18 protein-coding genes are annotated in these 22,317 nt (G+C 56.9%); 11 read left to right on the top strand and 7 right to left on the bottom strand.

Annotation, left to right across the window (positions count from 1 at the left end; genetic code table 11):
- Positions 1-30: 30 nt before the first annotated feature.
- On the bottom strand, positions 31-861 hold the full coding sequence (iclR, locus tag C6A40_RS17635; RefSeq protein ID WP_023293555.1) for a glyoxylate bypass operon transcriptional repressor IclR: 831 nt from the start codon (positions 859-861) through the stop codon (positions 31-33).
- A gap of 193 nt (positions 862-1,054) precedes the next feature.
- Between iclR and metH the strand changes: the two genes are divergently transcribed.
- Together metH and C6A40_RS17625 are read left to right on the top strand one after the other, a co-directional pair.
- Entirely contained in the window at positions 1,055-4,738 is a 3,684-nt protein-coding gene (metH, locus tag C6A40_RS17630) for a methionine synthase (RefSeq protein WP_045335123.1), read from the top strand.
- A 116-nt stretch (positions 4,739-4,854) separates the two neighbouring features.
- Entirely contained in the window at positions 4,855-6,486 is a 1,632-nt protein-coding gene (locus C6A40_RS17625; protein ID WP_008503411.1) for a Na/Pi cotransporter family protein, read from the top strand.
- Here the strand turns inward: C6A40_RS17625 and C6A40_RS17620 are convergent.
- The gene (locus C6A40_RS17620; protein ID WP_021242718.1) at positions 6,483-6,770 is read right to left on the bottom strand and encodes an addiction module antidote protein; all 288 of its coding nucleotides are present in this window, start codon (positions 6,768-6,770) and stop codon (positions 6,483-6,485) included. The two genes, C6A40_RS17625 and C6A40_RS17620, sit on opposite strands and share 4 nt — an antisense overlap.
- 6 nt (positions 6,771-6,776) lie before the next feature.
- Complete coding sequence (locus C6A40_RS17615) at positions 6,777-7,079, bottom strand: type II toxin-antitoxin system RelE/ParE family toxin (RefSeq protein ID WP_023293553.1); 303 nt, start codon at positions 7,077-7,079, stop codon at positions 6,777-6,779.
- Between the two features lie 197 nt (positions 7,080-7,276).
- Between C6A40_RS17615 and rluF the strand changes: the two genes are divergently transcribed.
- A complete protein-coding gene (gene rluF, locus C6A40_RS17610; RefSeq protein ID WP_008503414.1) occupies positions 7,277-8,149 on the top strand; it encodes a 23S rRNA pseudouridine(2604) synthase RluF in 873 nt (290 codons plus the stop codon).
- Here the strand turns inward: rluF and C6A40_RS17605 are convergent, their stop codons facing one another.
- The 3 genes from C6A40_RS17605 to rtcR form a co-directional block, all read right to left on the bottom strand.
- The gene (locus C6A40_RS17605; RefSeq protein WP_014830263.1) at positions 8,150-8,422 is read right to left on the bottom strand and encodes a DUF3811 domain-containing protein; all 273 of its coding nucleotides are present in this window, start codon (positions 8,420-8,422) and stop codon (positions 8,150-8,152) included.
- 50 nt (positions 8,423-8,472) lie between these two features.
- The gene (gene panS, locus C6A40_RS17600; RefSeq protein WP_023293551.1) at positions 8,473-9,417 is read right to left on the bottom strand and encodes a ketopantoate/pantoate/pantothenate transporter PanS; all 945 of its coding nucleotides are present in this window, start codon (positions 9,415-9,417) and stop codon (positions 8,473-8,475) included.
- A 105-nt stretch (positions 9,418-9,522) separates the two neighbouring features.
- Positions 9,523-11,097, bottom strand: a complete 1,575-nt coding sequence (gene rtcR, locus C6A40_RS17595) for an RNA repair transcriptional activator RtcR (protein ID WP_008503417.1) — start codon at positions 11,095-11,097, stop codon at positions 9,523-9,525.
- Positions 11,098-11,538: 441 nt separating this feature from the next.
- On the opposite strand from rtcR, the gene C6A40_RS17590 reads away from it, so the two are divergent.
- The 3 genes from C6A40_RS17590 to C6A40_RS17580 are packed head-to-tail and all read left to right on the top strand — an operon-like array spanning position 11,539 to position 14,690.
- On the top strand, positions 11,539-12,666 hold the full coding sequence (locus tag C6A40_RS17590) for a slipin family protein (RefSeq protein ID WP_021242723.1): 1,128 nt from the start codon (positions 11,539-11,541) through the stop codon (positions 12,664-12,666).
- 4 nt (positions 12,667-12,670) lie between these two features.
- On the top strand, positions 12,671-13,897 hold the full coding sequence (locus C6A40_RS17585; RefSeq protein WP_021242724.1) for an RtcB family protein: 1,227 nt from the start codon (positions 12,671-12,673) through the stop codon (positions 13,895-13,897).
- Positions 13,898-13,901: 4 nt separating this feature from the next.
- Positions 13,902-14,690, top strand: coding sequence for a nucleotidyltransferase domain-containing protein (locus C6A40_RS17580; protein WP_045335126.1), 789 nt, complete (start codon positions 13,902-13,904; stop codon positions 14,688-14,690).
- Positions 14,691-14,731: 41 nt separating this feature from the next.
- Here the strand turns inward: C6A40_RS17580 and lysC are convergent, their stop codons facing one another.
- Complete coding sequence (gene lysC / locus C6A40_RS17575; protein WP_008503421.1) at positions 14,732-16,081, bottom strand: lysine-sensitive aspartokinase 3; 1,350 nt, start codon at positions 16,079-16,081, stop codon at positions 14,732-14,734.
- Between the two features lie 374 nt (positions 16,082-16,455).
- Here lysC and pgi point away from each other — a divergent pair, with 374 nt between their 5' ends.
- From pgi to C6A40_RS17550, 5 genes are all read left to right on the top strand, one after another.
- Entirely contained in the window at positions 16,456-18,105 is a 1,650-nt protein-coding gene (gene pgi, locus C6A40_RS17570) for a glucose-6-phosphate isomerase (protein ID WP_039266992.1), read from the top strand.
- A gap of 367 nt (positions 18,106-18,472) precedes the next feature.
- On the top strand, positions 18,473-18,715 hold the full coding sequence (gene yjbE / locus C6A40_RS17565; protein WP_008503423.1) for an exopolysaccharide production protein YjbE: 243 nt from the start codon (positions 18,473-18,475) through the stop codon (positions 18,713-18,715).
- A 63-nt stretch (positions 18,716-18,778) separates the two neighbouring features.
- The gene (locus C6A40_RS17560) at positions 18,779-19,417 is read left to right on the top strand and encodes a YjbF family lipoprotein (RefSeq protein WP_008503424.1); all 639 of its coding nucleotides are present in this window, start codon (positions 18,779-18,781) and stop codon (positions 19,415-19,417) included.
- Positions 19,414-20,151, top strand: a complete 738-nt coding sequence (locus C6A40_RS17555; RefSeq protein WP_008503425.1) for a capsule biosynthesis GfcC family protein — start codon at positions 19,414-19,416, stop codon at positions 20,149-20,151. The genes C6A40_RS17560 and C6A40_RS17555 overlap by 4 nt, the downstream gene beginning before the upstream one ends.
- Positions 20,151-22,247, top strand: a complete 2,097-nt coding sequence (locus tag C6A40_RS17550; RefSeq protein ID WP_023345255.1) for a YjbH domain-containing protein — start codon at positions 20,151-20,153, stop codon at positions 22,245-22,247. The genes C6A40_RS17555 and C6A40_RS17550 overlap by 1 nt, the downstream gene beginning before the upstream one ends.
- The last annotated feature ends 70 nt before the right edge of the window (positions 22,248-22,317 follow it).

Genomic DNA, 22,317 nt, shown 5'->3' with positions numbered 1-22,317 from the left:
AAGGCGAAGCCGCCACCCGGCAATGCATGCTTAACGAATCCCACCGTACGCCAGCGTGACCTCTTTCGCCGCCTTAATCACCAGCGCACCCAACTCAGTGACCCGATCGTCGGTCATACGTGAAATCGGCCCGGAAATAGAGATGGCGGCAAACGGCTCGCGGTGCTCGTCAAAAATGCAGGCTGCGATACAGCGCAGGCCGAGGGCGTGCTCCTCGTCGTCAAACGAATAGCCGCGCTTGCGGGTCAGGGCCAGGTCTTCTTTCAGATGCACCGGCGAAACCAGCGTGGCGTGGGTATAAGCATGCAGTCCTTTACGGTGCAGCAGCCCCGTCACCTGCTCCTCGGTCAGCTGCGAGAGGAACGCTTTACCCGCCCCTGAGGCATGCATCGGCAGCTTGCCGCCAATCGGCGCGGACATGCGCATCAGCTGCGTGCATTGCACCTGGTCGATGATAATCGCCTGATGGTCGCTCTGGTCGAGCACGGCCAGATTCACGGTCTCGCCCGACTCTTCCATCAATTTGCGCAGAATCGGGTGCACAATCGCCAGCAGGTTACGGCTCTGCAGGAAGCTGCTGCCCACGATAAACGCATGCGCGCCCACCGCCCAGTGCCCCAGCTCGCCTACCTGGCGGACAAAGCCCAGCTGCTGCATGGTGGTCAGCAGGCGGTGCGTCGTGGAGTTCGGCAGGCCAGCCTGCTGGGCCAGCTCCGTCAGGGCCACGCTGCTGTGCGACTCGGCTATCCACTCCAGCAGCTTCAGACCGCGCGTGAGCGATTGAACCTGTCCACCCTGTTGTGCGGCAGCGGTGGTGGCAGCAGGTTTTCTGCCGCGTTTAGCGGGAACGGTCGCGACCATGACGATCTCCTTTTTCTGTATCGTGGAAATCATTTTCGTTTTATTTGGTGAATTTGCAACCGTTATCCTGACTGATCGGAGGAGTGATAGTGAACATGTCTCATGTTACCGCTGAGCGACTTTTCCACCCTGCGAGATTGTGCCAGTATGGAACGCAGCCTTTTGGCCTTGTTGAGCGTTGTCGGGAGCAAGTGTGAGCAGCAAAGTAGAGCAACTGCGTGCGCAGTTAAATGAACGAATTCTGGTGCTGGACGGCGGCATGGGCACCATGATCCAGGGTTATCGCCTGAGCGAAGACGATTTCCGCGGCGAACGCTTCGCCGACTGGCCCTGCGACCTGAAAGGGAACAACGACCTGCTGGTGCTCAGCAAGCCGTCCGTGATCAAGGATATCCACAACGCCTACTTCGAAGCGGGTGCGGATATCGTTGAAACCAACACTTTTAACTCGACAACCATCGCCATGGCGGATTACCAGATGGAATCCCTGTCGGCGGAGATCAACTTTGAAGCCGCAAAGCTTGCGCGCGCCTGCGCCGACGAGTGGACGGCCCGCACGCCGGACAAGCCGCGCTACGTTGCCGGGGTGCTTGGCCCAACCAACCGCACTGCGTCGATTTCACCGGACGTCAACGACCCGGCGTTTCGTAATATCACCTTTGACCAGCTGGTTGTTGCCTACCGTGAATCGACCAGAGCGCTGGTGGAAGGCGGTTCCGATCTGATCCTGATTGAAACGGTATTCGACACCCTCAACGCCAAGGCCGCGATTTACGCGGTGAAAGAGGAGTTCGAGGCGCTGGGCGTTGACCTGCCGATCATGATTTCCGGCACCATCACCGATGCCTCCGGCCGTACCCTGTCCGGCCAGACCACCGAAGCGTTTTATAACTCCCTGCGCCACGCCGACGCGCTCTCCTTCGGCCTGAACTGCGCGCTGGGCCCGGACGAGCTGCGCCAGTACGTGCAGGAGCTGTCGCGCATTGCGGAATGCTACGTTACCGCGCACCCGAACGCCGGTCTGCCGAACGCCTTCGGTGAATACGATCTGGATGCCGACACCATGGCGGCACAAATCCGCGAGTGGGCCGAGTCTGGATTTCTGAACATCGTCGGCGGCTGCTGCGGCACCACGCCGGAGCACATCGCCGCCATGAGCAACGCCGTGGCCGGACTGCCGCCGCGCAAGCTGCCCGAACTGCCGGTTGCCTGTCGCCTCTCCGGCCTTGAGCCGTTAACCATCGGCGAAGACAGCCTGTTTGTGAACGTGGGTGAGCGTACAAACGTCACCGGCTCCGCGAAGTTCAAGCGACTGATCAAAGAGGAGAAGTACAGCGAAGCGCTGGACGTTGCCCGCCAGCAGGTGGAAAGCGGCGCGCAGATTATCGATATCAACATGGATGAGGGGATGCTCGACGCCGAGGCGGCGATGGTGCGTTTCCTCAACCTGATTGCCGGTGAGCCGGACATCGCCCGCGTGCCGATCATGATCGACTCCTCCAAATGGGAGGTCATCGAAAAAGGGCTGAAGTGCATTCAGGGTAAAGGCATCGTCAACTCCATCTCCATGAAAGAGGGCGTTGATACCTTTATTCATCACGCGAAGCAGGTCCGCCGCTACGGTGCTGCGGTGGTGGTGATGGCTTTTGACGAAGTGGGCCAGGCCGACACTCGCGCGCGTAAAATTGAGATTTGCCGCCGCGCGTACAAAATACTGACCGAAGAGGTAGGCTTCCCGCCGGAAGACATCATCTTTGACCCGAACATCTTCGCCGTGGCGACCGGCATCGAAGAGCACAACAACTACGCCCAGGACTTTATCGGCGCGTGCGAGGACATCAAGCGCGAGCTGCCGCATGCCCTCATCTCCGGCGGCGTGTCGAACGTCTCGTTCTCGTTCCGCGGCAACGACCCGGTGCGTGAAGCGATCCACGCCGTGTTCCTCTACTACGCCATCCGCAACGGGATGGACATGGGGATCGTTAACGCCGGACAGCTGGCGATTTACGACGACCTGCCCGCCGAGCTGCGCGACGCGGTGGAAGACGTGATCCTCAACCGCCGCGACGACGCCACGGAGCGGCTGCTTGACCTGGCAGAAAAATACCGCGGCAGCAAGTCGGATGACGCAGCCAACGTTCAGCAGGCCGAGTGGCGCGCCTGGGACGTGAAAAAACGTCTGGAATATTCGCTGGTAAAAGGCATCACCGAGTTTATCGAGCAGGACACCGAAGAGGCGCGTCAGCAGTCAGCCCGCCCGATTGAAGTGATCGAAGGGCCGCTGATGGACGGCATGAACGTGGTGGGCGATCTGTTCGGCGAGGGCAAAATGTTCCTGCCGCAGGTGGTGAAATCCGCCCGCGTGATGAAGCAGGCCGTGGCGTACCTGGAGCCGTTTATCGAGGCCAGCAAAGAGAAAGGCTCCAGCAACGGCAAAATGGTCATCGCCACCGTGAAGGGCGACGTGCACGACATCGGCAAGAACATCGTCGGCGTGGTGCTGCAGTGCAATAACTACGAGATTATCGACCTTGGCGTGATGGTCCCGGCGGATAAAATCCTCAAGACCGCGCGCGAAGTGAATGCCGACCTGATTGGCCTCTCCGGGCTGATCACCCCGTCGCTGGACGAGATGGTTAACGTGGCGAAGGAGATGGAGCGTCAGGGCTTCACCATTCCGCTGCTGATTGGCGGCGCGACCACCTCCAAGGCGCACACGGCGGTGAAAATCGAGCAGAACTACAGCGGGCCGACGGTCTACGTGCAGAACGCCTCGCGCACGGTGGGCGTGGTCTCCGCGCTGCTCTCTGACACCCAGCGCGACGAGTTTGTTGAGCGCACCCGCAAAGAGTACGAAACCGTTCGCATCCAGCACGGGCGCAAGAAACCGCGCACCCCGCCAGTTTCACTCCAGGCGGCGCGCGATAACGATCTGGCGTTTGACTGGTCGAGCTATACGCCGCCGGTCGCGCATCGCCTGGGCGTTCAGGAGGTCAGTGCCAGCATCGAAACGCTGCGCAACTACATCGACTGGACGCCGTTCTTCATGACCTGGTCGCTCGCGGGCAAATATCCGCGCATTCTGGAAGATGAGGTGGTGGGCGAGGAGGCGAAACGCCTGTTTAACGATGCCAACGACATGCTCGACAGGCTGAGCGCGGAGAAAACCCTCAACCCACGCGGCGTGGTGGGGCTGTTCCCGGCCAACCGCGTGGGCGACGACATCGAAATTTACCGCGATGAAACCCGCACTCACGTGTTGGCAGTCAGCCGCCATCTGCGCCAGCAAACCGAGAAAGTGGGCTTTGCCAACTACTGCCTGGCCGATTTTGTCGCGCCGAAGCTGAGCGGTAAAGCCGACTATATTGGCGCCTTTGCGGTAACCGGCGGTCTGGAAGAAGATGCGCTGGCGGACGCGTTCGAAGCGCAGCACGATGATTACAATAAAATCATGGTGAAAGCGATCGCCGACCGCCTGGCGGAAGCCTTCGCCGAGTACCTGCACGAGCGCGTGCGTAAGGTGCACTGGGGCTACGCGGCGAACGAAAACCTCAGCAACGAGGAGCTGATCCGCGAAAACTACCAGGGGATTCGTCCGGCGCCGGGCTACCCGGCCTGCCCGGAACACACCGAAAAGGGCACGATCTGGCAACTGCTGGACGTCGAAGCCCATACCGGGATGAAGCTCACCGAGTCGTTCGCCATGTGGCCGGGCGCGTCCGTCTCCGGCTGGTACTTCAGCCACCCGGACAGCAAGTACTTTGCCGTGGCACAGCTTCAGCGCGATCAGATTGAAGATTACGCCCTGCGCAAAGGCATGAGCGTGACTGAAGTAGAGCGCTGGCTGGCACCGAACCTAGGCTACGACGCAGACTAACGTCACTTTTCCTTACAACAAACAGGGCACCTCAAGGGTGCCTTGTCTCTTTCTTACGCTTAACCCCTTATACTAAACCTATGGAAAACGAATAATGATAAGGAGGAAAACCTTCCGTGCTGACCCTGTTACATCTGCTCTCTGCAGTTGCACTGCTCGTATGGGGCACCCATATCGTCCGTACCGGCGTGATGCGCGTATTTGGTGCCCGTTTACGTACCGTTCTCAGCAGCAGCGTTGAGAAGAAGCCGCTCGCCTTCTGCGCAGGCATTGGCGTAACGGCACTCGTTCAGAGCAGCAACGCCACAACCCTGCTTGTCACCTCCTTTGTGGCGCAGGATCTGGTGGCGCTGGCCCCGGCGCTGGTGATTGTGCTGGGGGCTGATGTGGGTACCGCGCTGATGGCGCGTATCCTGACCTTCGATCTCTCCTGGCTGTCGCCGCTGCTGATTTTTGTCGGCGTTATCTTCTTCCTCGGCCGCAAACAGACGCGGGCGGGCCAGCTTGGACGCGTGGGCATTGGCCTGGGGTTGATCCTGCTGGCGCTGGAGCTGATTGTGCAGGCGGTCACCCCGATTACCGAGGCCAACGGCGTGCAGGTCATCTTCGCTTCCCTGACCGGGGACATCATGCTCGACGCGCTGATTGGCGCGGTGTTTGCCATCGTCAGCTACTCCAGCCTGGCCGCCGTGCTACTGACGGCCACGCTCACCGCCGCCGGGGCGATCTCCTTCCCGGTCGCGCTGTGTCTGGTGATCGGTGCCAACCTCGGCTCTGGCCTGCTGGCGATGCTCAATAACAGCGCCGCCAACGCCGCCGCCCGCCGCGTGGCGCTCGGTAGCCTGCTGTTTAAGCTGGTGGGCAGCCTGATTATTCTGCCCTTTATTCATCCGCTGGCGAACCTGATGGATAACCTCCCGCTGCCGAAGGCGGAGCTGGTGATCTACTTCCACGTGTTCTACAACCTGGTGCGCTGCCTGGCGATGGTCCCTTTTGCCGGGTCGATGGCCCGCTTCTGCGAGCGACTCATTCAGGACGAACCGGAGCTGGACGCCCGCCTGAAGCCAAAGCATCTGGATACCTCCGCGCTGGACACCCCGGCGCTGGCGCTGGCGAATGCCGCGCGCGAGACGCTGCGCATGGGCGACGCCATGGAAACCATGCTCGAAGGGCTGCAAAAGGTGATGCACGGCGAGCCGCGAGAGGAGAAAGAGCTGCGCAGACTGGCGGACGATATCAACGTGCTCTATACCGCCATTAAGCTTTACCTGGCCCGCATGCCGCAGGACGAGCTGGCGGAGGAGGAGTCCCGCCGCTGGGCGGAAATCATTGAGATGTCGCTCAACCTTGAGCAGGCCTCCGATATCGTTGAGCGCATGGGCAGCGAGATAGCCGATAAGTCGCTGGCCGCCCGCCGGGCGTTCTCCGTTGAAGGCTTAAAAGAGCTTGAAGCGCTGCACGAACAGCTGGTCAGCAACCTCAAGCTGGCGATGCTGGTCTTCTTCTCCAGCGACGTGCCGAGCGCGCGCCGCCTGCGCCGCAACAAGCATCGCTTCCGCATTCTTAACCGCCGCTACTCGCACGCCCACGTTGAGCGCCTGCATCAGCAGAACGTGCAGAGTATCGAGACCAGCTCACTCCACCTGGGGCTGCTGGGGGATATGAAGCGCCTCAACTCGTTGTTCTGTGCGGTGGCCTACAGCGTGATGGAACAGCCGGATGAAGATGACCAGCGGGATGAGTATTAATCCCCGGCGTGTTTGAGCGTTAGCCCAAAACCCAATGCTTTCATGACCGCGAGCGTGGTTTTGAGCGTTGGGTTTCCTTTATCACTGAATGACCGATAAAGCTGCTCACGTGATAAACCGGTTTGCTGTGAAATGTTCGACATGCCTTTGGCTCGCGCGACAACACCAAGGGCTTTAGCGATATATGTCGAGTCGCCTGTTTCTAGTGCATCAGCGATAAACACGGCGATTTCCTCGTCATCCACCAACGCGTTGGCGGGATCGTAAGGTGTTAATTTATGCATGCTCATTCACTCCTGCCATTGGGATACATTGCTCAGCATTTTTGCCATCAGTATGTCTCTGGCCTGGCTGCTTTTGTCACCACCACATAACAGCACGATGATGTAATTGCCCTGGTCTTTAAAATAGATCCTGTAGCCCGGACCAAAGTGGATCCTTAGCTCACTTATACCTTCTCCCACGGGTTTAACGTCGCCCGCTAAGCCATTTGCCAACCGAAAGAGGCGGGAAGCGATAATGGTCTTCGCTCGTCGATCTTTTAAGTTTTGCTCCCAGCGTCGGAAGGATTCTGTCTGAACAATCTCCTTCATATTACTCCCTGTGATTTATAAACTACAAACACTTCTCCATGGAGAGTAAAACTAAAAGGCTTGAACACATGGGTAAATGACAGGATGCAAAATCCTGAAAGCGTCTCGCAAACTAAAAAACCCGTCTCAGTTACCGTCGGCTAATCTTTTTTTCCAGTCCATACCTAAGGTATATTTCGCCCTTCACAGGAGAAACTATGCTGCCAACTCAATCAACCCGATTAAACAAATACATTAGCGAGAGCGGGATCTGCTCACGTCGCGAAGCGGACCGTTACATTGAACAAGGTAATGTGTTCCTCAACGGCAAGCGCGCCACGATTGGTGACCAGGTCATGCCTGGCGACGTGGTTAAAGTGAATGGTCAGCTCATCGAACCGCGTGATGCCGAAGACCTGGTGTTTATCGCGTTGAACAAACCGGTTGGGATTGTCAGCACCACGGAAGACGGTGAGCGGGACAACATCGTTGATTTCGTGAACCACAGCAGCCGTATCTTCCCGATTGGCCGTCTGGATAAAGACTCTCAGGGGCTGATTTTCCTCACCAACCACGGCGATCTGGTCAACAAGATCCTGCGTGCCGGTAACGATCACGAAAAAGAGTACATTGTGACGGTGAATAAGCCGGTCACGGACGACTTTATTCGCGGCATGGGCGCCGGTGTGCCGATCCTCGGTACCGTCACGAAAAAGTGTAAGGTGAAGAAAGAAGCGCCGTTCGCGTTCCGCATTACCCTGGTGCAGGGCTTAAACCGCCAGATCCGCCGCATGTGCGAGTACTTCGGTTATGAAGTGACGAAGCTGGAGCGCACGCGCATCATGAACGTCAGCCTGTCCGGCATTCCGCTGGGCGAATGGCGCGACTTGACGGACGACGAACTGATCGAGCTGTTCAAGCTTATAGAGAATTCCTCGTCCGAAGCGAAGCCGAAGGCCAAAGCCAAACCGAAAACCCAGGCGATTAAACGTCCGGTCGTGAAGGCGCCGCAGGCGGAAGAGAAAGGACGCGGCAAACCGGGTAACGGGAAGCGATTTACCCAGCCTGGCCGTAAAAAGAAAGGGCGCTAGCTAGCGCCTTCCACGAGTAGAGGTATTGGCCGACCAGGAAAAGGTCGTTTCAGTATCCGGCTTATAAGCCTGCTGCTTTTTCAGCTTGCGGGCTTTTTTCGCCTCGGCGTCACGCTGCGCCATCAGTTTGTCGATGTACTCTTTTTTCACCTGATTGGTTTCGGCGTTGGTCAGCGTACGGCCATGCGCGATGCGGGCGCGGTCGAGAAGCGTTTTCAGTTCGCGCTGCTCGGCTTCCGTCATGTCTTTCTGGGTCAAACGTGGTGTCGCCATTGCTGAAGCCTCCTGAGAGAGAGGCTTCAGTGTAAAGCAAGCTGAGTCAATTAACCCTGTTTCACCGCATCTTTTTTCGTTTGTTCCTCAATCGGTTTGCCGGACCAGTAGCCCGCCAGCAGCGAGCCGGAGAGGTTGTGCCAGACAGAGAACAGCGCACCCGGCAGGGCCGCCAGCGGCGAGAAGTAGATTTTGCCGAGCGCCGCCGCCAGGCCGGAGTTCTGCATCCCTACCTCGATTGCCAGCGTGCGGCAGGTCGATTCGTCGAAGCCAAACAGTTTCCCGCCCCAGTAGCCGCCCAGCAGGCCAATGGTGTTATGCAGCACCACCGCAACGATCACCACAAAGCCCACGGAAGCTATGTGCGAGGCGGAACCCGCCACCACGGCGCTGATGATCGCCAGAATACAGACCATCGAAAACGCGGGCAGGTACGGCTCAACGGCCTTCACCACGCGCGGGAACAGGTGGTGAATGACCAGTCCCAGCGCAATAGGGATTACTACAATCTGCAGAATGCTCAGCAGCATCCCCATCACGTCCACCTGAATATGCGCATCCACGTACAGGCGGGTTAACAGCGGCGTGGCAATCACGCCAACCAGCGTGGAGACGGACGAGATAGTGACGGAGAGCGCCACGTCGCCTTTCGCCAGATAGATCATGACGTTGGATGCCGTGCCGCTGGCGACGCTGCCCACCAGCACCATCCCGGCGGAGAGGTCGGGCGGCATCTTAAAGACCATCGCCAGCAGCCACGCCGCGAGCGGCATCACCAGGTAGTGCAGGAATATTCCTGCCGCGACGGGCGCAGGGCGAGACAGCACGCGCTTAAAATCGTCTACTTTCAGATGCACACCCATACCGAACATGATCAGCATCAGCAGCGTGGCGACCCACGGACCAATACCGGTGAACGTGGTGGGCGTGTAATACGCGAGTACGGAGAGCAGCAGCGCCCATAACGGGAATAGCCGCGTAATAGCGGATAACATAATGATTTCCTTGCGATGAATGTTGCGTGTGTTTGTTATAAAAAGCCGGGATCGAGCCCGGCTATAGTTATTGTTTATCGCGTAAGGAAGTAATATTCAAATGAATTATGACCGGATGCTTTCCCAGCTCAGACTAAAGCGAGCCAGATATTTGCGCAGTCGGTCGGCGTCGTTAGGATTGGCTTTTTTGAGCCGTGAAACGGCAAACAGCTCACGTCCGGCTTCAGACAACGATGCGCTGCGGCGACAAACCTCCAGCACCGTTTCAAGTTGCCGCTGGTCAAAGAGGTCAATCTCCATGTCAGTTGCAGGCTGCGTCACGTCAGTTTGCCAGTCGGTCTGAAGACGTGAGATCTCCTCCAGCACCAGATCCTGAGTAATACGCCCTCGTTCCGCCAGCGTCGCCATGCGTGCGACGCTGGCGCTCAGTTCGCGAAAGTTGCCCCGCCACAGCGCTCTGCTGGAACAGGCAAAGGCCAGATAGCCTTCGCGTGCCTCTTTATCGAAGCGGATTTGCGTCTGGCTTTCGCGAGAGAAACGTTGAAGTTCGTAGTCGACATTCGGCGTAATGTCCTCTTTCCGTTGGGCAAGGCCGGGCAAGGCAAAGCTCCACATATTAATACGGGCATAGAGATCTTCACGAAAACGTCCTTCTGCCACCCACTGGCGCATATCACGGTGGGTACCGGCGATAAGTTGAAAATCGCTGTGAACTTCTTTATCGGAGCCAAACGGGAAAAAAGTTTTCTCTTCAATGGCTTTGAGCAGCATCGCCTGTTCATCCAGGCCTAATTCGGCAATCTCGTCGAGGAAAAGGACGCCGCCATCGGCTTCACGCAGCAGGCCGCTGCGCGCCGACAGTGCGCCGGTAAAGGCCCCTTTCACATGGCCGAACAGCGTGGACATAGCGTTATCACCGCGCAGGGTCGCGCAGTTGACGGAAACCAGCTTGCCGGATACCTGATGGCGTGACTGCTTAAGCTGATAAATGCGGTTCGCGAGGAACGACTTGCCCGCGCCGGTGGGGCCGGTCAGCAGGATCGGGGCTGTAGAACGTAGCGCCACGCGTTCAATCTTGTCGATCAGACTGTTAAAGGTGGCATTTCGCGTCTCAATGCCCGCTTTCAGAAATGAGATTGACTGTTGCTGCTCGCGCTGAAAACGGTTGGTAAGGGTCGTGTAGCGGCTTAAATCCAGGTCGATAATTGAGTAAGTTCCGGCTGCAGTCTCCTCAGCAGAGGCTTCTTTTCTGGCAGGGCCAGTCTGCAAAAGGCTGGCGGGAAGATAGCGTGCTTCCGTCAGCAGGAACCAGCAGATCTGCGCCACATGCGTGCCGGTGGTGATGTGGACGAAATACTCTTCGCGATCGGTATCAAACGTGTACTGGGTGGCGAAATCGAGAAACGCGGCATAAACCTCTTCGAAATCCCACGGGTCTTCAATGGTTACCGTGCTGGGACGCACCTCGGTGTGGGGGGAAACCAGCACAATATCTTCCGCCAGTTGCTGAGCCATGCCGAGATCTCGCGGTTGATGTAGCAGCTCCAGCCTGTCGACCGGGAAATCCGGCTGTTGGCACAGCCCGACGGTCGGTCGCCATTTGCGAAAGCGATTAGCCCGCTTTCCCCGTTTATCCATCACGGTGCCAAGCACCCCGATCACCACCTTCCGCTTCTTCATGTTTATCCAGAAAGATAATTATCGATATAGCAGGATAAGAAATGTTGAGCCGAACGGCAATGCATGAAAAGCGTGATAAATAAAAAGCATTAATTATCAATAAAATAAAAAAATAAAACGGCGATTTTTGTTTTTGGCACGCTTCTGGCAATACAGATAACGTCACGACGTTGAGCACACTGGGGGTTAAGGCCCCGTCGGCGCACCAGGAACGGCAAGGCTGTTTTCCGGGGGCGTTCCGTCAACCCATGACAGACAGAAGGGTTCGATTCCCGATTCATTCTCCCAATGAAAACTGGTTGTAAACATCAAAGTAAAAACGGGGATTGCGCAGTCAGCAATCCCAATGAAGGTCGCCGGTAATGGCGCCGGATCGCAGGCGAAAAGGCATTCCCCTGTGATTTCGTGCCTGCACCCGCGCCTGACTTTAAGGAATATAAAATGGCTAAAAAAATCACGATAAAAAAAGGTCAGTTAGGACTGGTAGCAAAAGCTGGCGATTATTACCGGGTACTGGAGGCGGGTGAACACCGTCTGGGTTGGTTCAATACTGACGACGTGCTGGTGGTGAGCCAGGATGGCAGCGAGGTGCCGGGTGCGCTGGCGGATTATCTGCGCCGCTTTCAGCCTGACTGGGTGGTACGTTACTGCCTGGCGGTAGACCTTACTGCGGATGAAATCGGGGTGTTATCGAACAACGGCGTATTGCAGGAAATTGTGCCGCCTTCGACTCGTCGTCTGTACTGGCAGCAGGATGCGGCGTTGACCCTGCAAAGAATTGATACCCGCGACGTGCGGGTACCGGTGGACGTGATGAATGCTGCTTTGCAACCGCGTCGCAATGGCGCGCTAAAGGGGCGCGACGCGATGCTGGTGGTACAGGTACCTGCCTGGCACGTCGGGGTGGTGAAAATCGACGGAGAAATTCAGGCACTGTTACCGCCGGGACTGACGGCTTACTGGAAAATTAACCATCTGGTTGAGGCAGAGATAGTGGATACGCGCCTTCAGGTGGTGGAAGTGAGCGGGCAGGAGATCCTGACGAAGGACAAAGTTAACCTGCGCCTGAACCTGGCGGCTAACTGGCGCTACAGCGACGTGCTGCAGGCCTGCGGACAGCTTACGAAACCGCTGGAACATTTGTACCGCGAACTCCAGTTCGCACTGCGTGAGGCGGTCGGCACCCGCACGCTCGATGAGTTACTGGAAGATAAGCAGATCATTGATGAGGTGGTCAGCAAACAGGTGCAAGGCCGCCTGTCATCCTTTGGAATGGAAATTGCGTCGCTTGGGGTAAAAGATATTGTTTTACCTGGTGATATGAAAACGATTTTATCCCGTCTGGTAGAGGCCGAAAAATCGGCCCAGGCGAATGTTATACGCCGACGTGAAGAAACGGCGGCGACACGATCGCTGTTAAACACCGCAAAGGTGATGGAGAACAACCCGGTGGCGCTGCGTTTAAAAGAGCTGGAAACCCTGGAAAGGGTCGCGGAGCGTATCGACAAAATTTCAGTATTTGGTGGCCTGGACCAGGTATTACACGGCCTTGTTAACCTGAAAGGATAACGCAATGCAACAGAATGATTTTGAATTACTGACGGCGTCAAACGGCGCCCCGATCAAAATGTGGACTCACGGCGTTCCCGTGGAGCCAGAGGCACAGGCGCAGTTACTGAATACTGCAAAGATGCCGTTTATTTTCAAACACCTTGCGGTGATGCCCGACGTTCATCTCGGTAAAGGCTCAACCATCGGCAGCGTGATTCCGACCAAAGGGGCAATTATTCCTGCGGCGGTTGGCGTGGATATTGGCTGCGGGATGATTGCCGTTCGCACGTCGCTGGTGGCGGGTGATTTGCCGGATAATCTCAGCGGTTTACGTAGCGCCATTGAACAGGCAGTACCGCATGGGAGAACCAATACCCGTTCTCGACGGGATAAAGGCGCGTGGGAAACGCCACCGAAAGAAGTGGACGATCGCTGGTGGGTGCTGGCCCCACGTTTTAAACAACTCACGGATAAATACCCGCAGTTGCTGAAAACCAACAACTACCAGCATCTGGGCACGCTGGGTACCGGAAACCACTTTATTGAAATTTGCCTCGATGAGCAGCAGCGCGTCTGGGTGATGTTGCACAGCGGCTCGCGCGGCGTAGGAAACGCCATCGGTAATGTGTTTATCGCCCTGGCACAGCAGGATATGCAGCATCACCTGGGACATCTGCCGGATAAAAATCTGGCCTATTTTCAGGAGGGGAGTCGTCACTATGAGGACTACATCGAGGCGGTGGAGTGGGCGCAGGATTTTGCCCGCCACAATCGGGAAGTGATGATGTCGCGCGTGCTGGCGGCGCTCTCTCGCGAAGTGACAAAGCCCTTTATTACGCAGCAGGAGGCGGTTAACTGCCATCACAACTATGTGCAGAAAGAGCATCACTTTGGGGAAGAGGTACTGATCACGCGTAAAGGTGCGGTGTCGGCGCAGAAAGGGCAGATGGGGATTATTCCGGGCTCAATGGGCGCAAAGAGCTTCATCGTGCGTGGCCTCGGCAACGAGCAAAGCTTCTGTTCCTGCAGCCACGGTGCCGGGCGAGTGATGAGCCGAACGGCGGCAAAAAAACGCTATACCCTTAGCGACCATATTCAGGCGACCTCTCACGTAGAGTGTCGCAAAGACAATGAGGTGATCGATGAAACGCCGATGGCCTATAAAGACATTGATGCCGTGATGGCCGCGCAATCGTCGCTGGTGGAGATCGTTCACACCCTGCGTCAGGTAGTGTGTGTAAAAGGATAAAAAAATGAGCAACAACGATGTTGATAGCGCGATGCGCGCACGTGTCTGCGCGCAACTTCGCGATATAGAGCAGCGCTATAACGTGCGCGTGCTCTACGCCTGTGAATCGGGCAGCCGGGGATGGGGATTTGCCTCGCCGGATAGCGATTATGATGTGCGGTTTTTGTACGTTCACCGCCCAGAATGGTATTTGCGCGTCGAAGCCCAGCGGGATGTGATCGAGCTGCCGATAGATGATGAACTGGACGTTTGTGGCTGGGAATGGCGCAAGGCACTGGGCCTGCTGAAGGGGGCAAACCCGACGCTTATCGAGTGGCTGGATTCCCCTGTTGTTTATCAGGAGGATGAGACGGTAGTGGCCGAGTTGCGCGCGCTAATACCTGCGTGGTTTTCGCCATTGCGCGCCCGCTGGCATTACTACTCGATGACCCGAAAAAACTTCCGTGGATATTTACAGGGGGAAACGGTTCGGCTGAAAAAGTACTTTTATGTTCTGCGACCTTTGCTGGCGGCGCGGTGGGTAGAAGCGGGGAAAGGCGTTCCACCGATGCGTTTTGCCGAACTGCTTGCCGGGAGCGAACTGTGTGCGCCGTTACGTGCGGAAATCGATGCATTGCTGGAAATAAAACAGCGCGCAGGTGAAGCGGAATATGGTCCTAAACGGCCCTTACTCCACGCTTTTTTGCAAAGTGAGCTGGTGAGAGGAGAAGTGCCGCCGGTACTACCCGACAGCAGAGAAGGAAATTTAAAAGATCTGGATTCGCTGCTGATGAGAACAGTAATGAAGAGCTAAAGAATGGCCCGGTAGTGAAAACGCCCGGGCCATTCTTGCGCTTATTCAAACAAATTCTGATGAAGTTTCTGCACCACCTGCTCAGCCTGATCGGCTGGCACCAGGAAGCAGAGGTTATAGCTGGACGCACCGTAGCAAATCATGCGGATGTTGAACGGGTCGAGCACGCCAAACACCTCTTTGCCCACGCCGCAGGCGCGCGACAGCTTGTTGCCAATGATGGCAACCAGCGCCAGGTCTTCTTCCACTTCCACGCGGCACAGCTCGGACAGCTCAATCAGCAGCGACTGCGTCAGCAGGGTATCGCCGGTTGAGGTAGAGCCGGTGGTGTCCAGCGTCAGCGCAATGCTCACTTCAGAGGTGGTGATCAGATCCACGGAGATATTGTGGCGCGCCAGAATACCAAACACTTCCGCCAGGAAACCGCGAGAGTGCAGCATATTGTGGCTGTGGAGCGTCACCAGCGTCTGGCGACGGCGCAGGGCCAGGGCGCGGAACAGCGGCGGGTTTTCCGTTTTCTTGCAGACCAGCGTGCCGCCCGCTTTTGGATCTTTACTGGAGCCGACGAAGACCGGAATATCGCTGCGCACAGCAGGCAGCAGCGTGGCCGGGTGCAGCACTTTCGCGCCGAAGGTGGCCATTTCCGCCGCTTCTTCAAACGCGATCACATCAATACGTTTCGCCGCGGAAACAACGCGCGGGTCGGTGGTGTAAATGCCCGGAACGTCAGTCCAGATATCGACGCGCGTAGCATGCAGGGCCTCGCCCAGCAGCGCGGCGGTATAGTCGCTGCCGCCACGGCCAAGCGTGGTGGTGCGGCCTTTTGCTTCGCTGCCGATAAAGCCCTGAGTGATCACGATGCCGTCTGCCAGGCGCGGGGCCAGCTGCTGATTGGTCAGCTCGGCCAGCGCTTCAACGTCCGGCTCGGCGCGGCCAAAGCGGTCGCTGGTACGCATGATTTTGCGTACGTCAAACCACTGCGCCTGAACGTTACGCTCGCGCATGATTTCAACAAATAGCAGGGTGGACATCAGCTCACCGTGGCTGACCAGCTCATCGGTCAGGGCGGTGGAGGTGGCCAGAGAGGCCGCTTCTGCCAGCGTGGTGATGTTTTCCAGCAGGCGTTCCACTTCCTCGCGGATGACGTTCGGGTTCTGCAGACGCTCAAGGATGTCGAACTGAATTTTGCGCAGTGCATCCAGCTTCACGAAACGTTCTGTCGCTTCCAGTCCTTCAGACAGAGAAACCAGCAGGTTCGTCACGCCGGCGGATGCAGACAGCACCACCAGGCGGGTATTCGGATCGGCCAGCACCACATCGGCGCTGCGGTTCATGGCATCGTAATCGGCCACACTGGTGCCGCCAAACTTGGCGACCACAAAACTCGTCATAACAACCTCGTGTCAGGGAATGAATAAGCGACCATGGCACAAGAATGAAACGAAAACAGGTGCAGGCGCAAAATACGGCCCTATAAATAAAATGTGGGGGAGGCCCTGTCAATGCTGGGATTATGCGGATTTTTTATGGGGGGGTACCCCTGAGAAACAGGACTTATAACAGGGCCAGATTTTATGCTTCGTTTTAGGGCATTTTGACCGACATTTCTCCGCTCCAGGAGGGCGCTTCAGCAGCTATACTTTTCGGGTCTTTTCACCTGTGTTTGATGCAGGCCAGGGCAATGGCATAAAAACCATCACAATTTTTATTTGCAGGCGCTACAATCGACCGCAGTCACAATTCTCAAATCAGAAGAGTATTGCTAATGAAAAACATCAACCCAACGCAGACCGCTGCCTGGCAGGCACTCCAGAAACATTTTGATGAAATGAAAGACGTCACCATCGCGGACCTGTTCGCGAAAGATGCCGATCGTTTCAGCAAGTTCTCCGCGACCTTCGACGACCTGATGCTGGTGGATTTCTCTAAAAACCGCATTACCGAAGAGACGCTGGCAAAACTGCAGGATCTGGCGAAAGAGACCGAACTGGCGGACGCCATCAAATCCATGTTCTCCGGTGAGAAGATCAACCGCACCGAAGACCGTGCCGTGCTGCACGTAGCCCTGCGTAACCGTAGCAATACCCCAATCATCGTTGACGGCAAAGACGTCATGCCGGAAGTGAACGCGGTGCTGGAAAAGATGAAAACCTTCTCCGAAGCGATCATCTCCGGAAGCTGGAAAGGCTACACCGGCAAACCGATCACCGACGTGGTTAACATCGGTATCGGCGGTTCTGACCTCGGTCCGTTCATGGTGACCGAAGCGCTGCGTCCTTACAAAAACCACCTGAATATGCACTTTGTGTCTAACGTCGATGGTACCCACATCGCCGAAGTGCTGAAGAACGTGAACCCGGAAACCACCCTGTTCCTGGTTGCGTCGAAAACCTTCACCACTCAGGAAACCATGACCAACGCCCACAGCGCGCGCGACTGGTTCCTGAAAACCGCGGGCGACAACAAACACGTGGCGAAACACTTCGCTGCGCTGTCCACCAACGGTAAAGCCGTCAGCGAGTTCGGTATCGACACCGCGAACATGTTCGAATTCTGGGACTGGGTCGGTGGCCGCTACTCTCTGTGGTCTGCAATCGGTCTGTCTATCATCCTGTCCGTGGGCTTCGACAACTTCGTTGAGCTGCTCTCCGGCGCGCACGCGATGGACAAACACTTCTCCACCACCGCACCAGAGAAAAACCTGCCGGTGCTGCTGGCGCTGATCGGTATCTGGTACAACAACTTCTTTGGCGCTGAAACCGAAGCGATCCTGCCGTATGACCAGTACATGCACCGTTTTGCTGCTTACTTCCAGCAGGGCAACATGGAATCCAACGGTAAATACGTGGACCGTAACGGCAACGCGGTGGATTACCAGACTGGCCCAATCATCTGGGGCGAGCCGGGCACTAACGGTCAGCACGCGTTCTATCAGCTGATTCACCAGGGCACCAAAATGGTACCGTGCGATTTCATCGCCCCGGCTATCACCCATAATCCGCTGTCCGACCACCATCCGAAGCTGCTGTCCAACTTCTTCGCCCAGACCGAAGCGCTGGCGTTCGGTAAATCCCGCGAGGTGGTTGAGCAGGAATACCGCGATCAGGGTAAAGATCCGGCAACGCTGGAGCACGTGGTGCCGTTCAAAGTGTTCGAAGGTAACCGTCCAACCAACTCCATCCTGCTGCGCGAAATCACGCCGTTCAGCCTTGGCGCGCTGATTGCCCTGTACGAGCACAAAATCTTCACGCAGGGCGCGATCCTGAACATCTTCACCTTTGACCAGTGGGGCGTTGAGCTGGGTAAACAGCTGGCAAACCGTATTCTGCCTGAGCTGGGTGACGATAACGCGATTACCAGCCATGACAGCTCGACCAATGGGTTGATCAATCGTTATAAAGCATGGCGTGCGTAATTAAAACGCCATGAAAACGTGCCGGCTTAATGCCGGCATTTTTTTATCAGATAATTCCTGATGTCTGTTAGTTAACTCAAATTCTGGTTCTGAGTTTAATCTGAAAAAGACGTTTAACCCGTTAATTGCTGCGGTTTATTTTAAGAAAATACGCAGAAGGAACTTAATATATAAATATTATAAGTTATTGTTTTATAGTTATTTAATATTTTTTCTCTTTGTCTTTCATTTCGATTTTATCCATTAGTCTGAAAACCCACCCTCTATTTCCCCTTACGGCAAACCCACGGCATGAGTTGTGTATACTCGATTCCGCCTGAAATTCTTTTCGGGCAAATCTCCATTCATTCATTGAAGGGAAATTGTTATGAAGAAAGTACTGTATGGCATTTTTGCCATATCTGCGCTTGCGGCGACATCTGTGTATGCAGCTCCGGTTCAGGTCGGGGAAGCGGCAGGGTCGGCTGCGACGTCTGCGTCTGCGGGAAGTTCTACCGCAGCCAGCGCCAGCACCGTAAGTTCAGCCGTGGGTGTCGCGCTGGCGGCAACCGGTGGCGGTGATGGCTCCAACACCGGAACCACGACCACCACGACAACCAGCACCCAGTAATAGCGGGTGTTTTAATCATAACCACACTTCGGTGTGGTTATTTCGCCCCTTCGGAGAAGAGTCGTGAAGCGACCAGCAATCATTCTGATTTGCCTGCTGCTGCAGGCATGCTCGGCCACCACTAAAGGGCTGGGAAACTCACTGTGGGAAAGCCTGTTCGGCACACCGGGCGTGCATCTGACCGATGACGAGCTTCAGAACATGCCTTATGCCAGTCAGTACATGCAGCTTAACGATGGCCCGCAACTGTTTGTGGTGCTCGCTTTCGATGAAAACGGGCAGCAGAAATGGGTGACGCAGGATCAGGCCACCATCGTGACGCAGCATGGTCGTATCGTGAAAACCCTCTTGGGCGGCGATAACCTGCTGGAGGTGAATAATCTCGCTGACGATCCGCTGATCAAGCCGAACCAGATCGCCGACGGTGCGGGCTGGACGCGCACGATGGGCTGGACCGAACACAAGCAGGTGCGTTACGCCACGGCACGCTCGACCTTCCGCTGGGACGGCACCGACAGCGTGAAGGTCGGCAGCGACGAAACGCAGGTTCGCGTGCTGGATGAAGAGGTCACCACCGACCAGGCCACCTGGCACAACCGCTTCTGGATCGACGAGGAAGGGCAGATCCGCCAGTCCTTACAGTATCTCGGTGCCGGATTCTTCCCGGTCAAAACCACCCTGATCAAGGCGGCGAAATCATGAAAACGCTCATCCACGCTGCGCTTATCGCCAGTTTTGCCGCGCCGCTGGCATGGTCCGCGGGAACGGTAAAGGTCTACACGCCGGACAGTGAAAAACCTAAAACCTTAACCCACGCCGAACGTCTGCTCGATCTCGTCGGACAGCCAAGGCTTGCCAACAGCTGGTGGCCAGGCGCGGTCATCGCTGAACGGCAGAAGACCGTGGAAGCGGAACAGCAGCACAAGGCGCTTCTTGCCAGGCTAACGGGACTCGCGGAACAGGAAGACGGCGACGACGCGGCGGCCATTAACAGCGTCCGTCAGCAGCTGCAGGCGCTGAAGGTGACGGGCCGACAGAACGTCAATCTTGACCCGGATGAGGTGCGCGTCACGGAAAACGGCAACCCGACCCTGGAAGGGGACTATACGCTCTGGCTTCCGGCGAAGCCGACGACGGTGACCGTGATGGGGCTGATCGGCAGCCCGGGTAACAAGCCCTTTACTCCCGGCCGCGACGTGGCGAGCTACCTCGACGAGCAGAGTCTGCTGAGCGGTGCGGATAACAGCTACGCCTGGGTGGTTTACCCTGACGGCCACACGCAAAAAGCGCCCGTTGCTTACTGGAATAAACGACATATCGAACCCATGCCGGGCAGCATTATTTTTGTCGGTTTTGCCGACCATTTCTGGACGAAGGCGTATGACGGGCTTAACGCCGATATCCTTCACTCCCTGATTCAGCGGATACCGGAATAATGAAAAGAACCTATCTCTACAGCATGCTGGCGCTCTGCGTGAGTGCCGCCTGCCATGCAGAAACGTATCCGGCACCCATTGGCCCGTCTCAGTCAGACTTCGGCGGCGTCGGTTTACTGCAAACGCCCACCGCGCGTATGGCGCGCGAAGGGGAAATTAGCCTTAACTACCGTGATAACGACCAGTATCGTTACTACTCGGCGTCGGTGCAGCTGTTCCCGTGGCTTGAAACCACGCTGCGCTATACCGACGTCCGTACGAAACAATACAGCAGCGTCGAGGCGTTCTCAGGCGATCAGACCTACAAAGATAAAGCCTTCGACGTCAAGCTGCGCCTGTGGGAAGAGAGCTACTGGATGCCGCAGGTTTCCGTGGGCGCCAAAGATATCGGCGGTACCGGCCTGTTTGATGCGGAATACATCGTGGCCAGCAAGGCCTGGGGGCCGTTCGACTTCTCGCTCGGTCTGGGATGGGGCTATCTCGGCACCAGCGGCAACGTGAAAAACCCGTTTTGCTCCTACAGCGATAAATACTGCTACCGCGATAACAGCTATCAGAAAGCGGGCTCCATCAACGGCGACCAGATGTTCCACGGCCCGGCCTCGCTGTTTGGCGGCGTGGAGTATCAGACGCCCTGGCAGCCATTGCGCCTGAAGCTGGAGTACGAGGGGAATGACTACTCGCAGGACTTCGCCGGGAAGATTGAGCAGAAGAGCAAGTTTAACGTCGGCGCCATTTATCGCGTCACCGATTGGGCCGACGTTAACCTCAGCTACGAGCGCGGCAATACGGTGATGTTTGGCTTTACGCTGCGCACCAACTTCAACGACATGCGGCCGCACTACAACGACAACGCACGGCCTGCATACCAGCCGGAGCCGCAGGATGCGATTCTGCAGCACTCCGTGGTGGCAAACCAGCTGACGCTGCTGAAATACAATGCCGGCCTGGCGGATCCAAAAATTCAGGTGAAAGGCGATACGCTGTACGTCACCGGCGAGCAGGTGAAATACCGCGACTCGCGGGAAGGGATCGAACGCGCCAACCGGATCATCATGAACGATCTCCCGGACGGGATCCGTACGATCCGCGTGACGGAGAACCGTCTCAACCTGCCGCAGGTGACGACGGAAACGGACGTTGCCAGCCTGAAGCGCCATCTGGAAGGCGAACCGCTCGGACATGAAACCGAGCTGGTGCAAAAGCGCGTTGAGCCGATCGTGCCGGAGACCACCGAGCAGGGCTGGTATATCGACAAGTCGCGCTTCGATTTCCATATCGATCCGGTGCTGAACCAGTCCGTCGGCGGGCCGGAAAACTTCTACATGTATCAGCTGGGCGTCATGGCGACGGCGGATCTGTGGCTGACCGACCACCTGCTGACCACCGGCAGCCTGTTCGGCAACATCGCCAACAACTACGACAAGTTCAACTACACCAACCCGCCAAAAGACTCGACGCTGCCGCGCGTGCGTACCCGCGTGCGTGAGTACGTACAGAACGATGCCTACGTGAACAACCTGCAGGCCAACTACTTCCAGTACTTCGGTAACGGCTTCTACGGTCAGGTGTACGGCGGGTATCTGGAAACCATGTACGGCGGTGCGGGGGCAGAAGTGCTTTATCGTCCTGTCGACAGCAACTGGGCGTTCGGGATTGATGCCAACTACGTCAAACAGCGTGACTGGCGCAGCGCCCAGGACATGATGAAGTTCACCGACTACAGCGTTAAAACCGGTCACCTGACCGCCTACTGGACGCCGTCGTTCGCGCCTGACGTGCTGGTGAAAGCCAGCGTCGGCCAGTACCTGGCGGGCGATAAGGGCGGCACGCTGGATATCTCCAAACACTTCGACAGCGGCGTCGTGGTGGGTGGCTACGCCACCATTACCAACGTCTCGCCGGACGAATATGGGGAAGGGGACTTCACCAAAGGGGTTTACGTGTCGATTCCGCTGGATCTGTTCTCATCCGGTCCAACCCGTAGCCGCGCGGCCATCGGCTGGACGCCGCTGACGCGTGACGGCGGTCAACAGCTTGGACGTAAGTTCCAGCTGTACGACATGACCAGCGATAAGAACATTAACTTCCGCTGATGCTTCACGCCGGGCGGCACTGCGTTTGCCCGGCCTACGGTTTTTGTAGGCCCGGTAAGCGCAGCGCCAC

This window comes from Enterobacter sp. GER_MD16_1505_Eko_090 (assembly GCF_003331015.1).
GTDB classification, from domain to species: domain Bacteria; phylum Pseudomonadota; class Gammaproteobacteria; order Enterobacterales; family Enterobacteriaceae; genus Enterobacter; species Enterobacter roggenkampii.
This window is presented reverse-complemented; position numbering and strand designations above follow the sequence as displayed.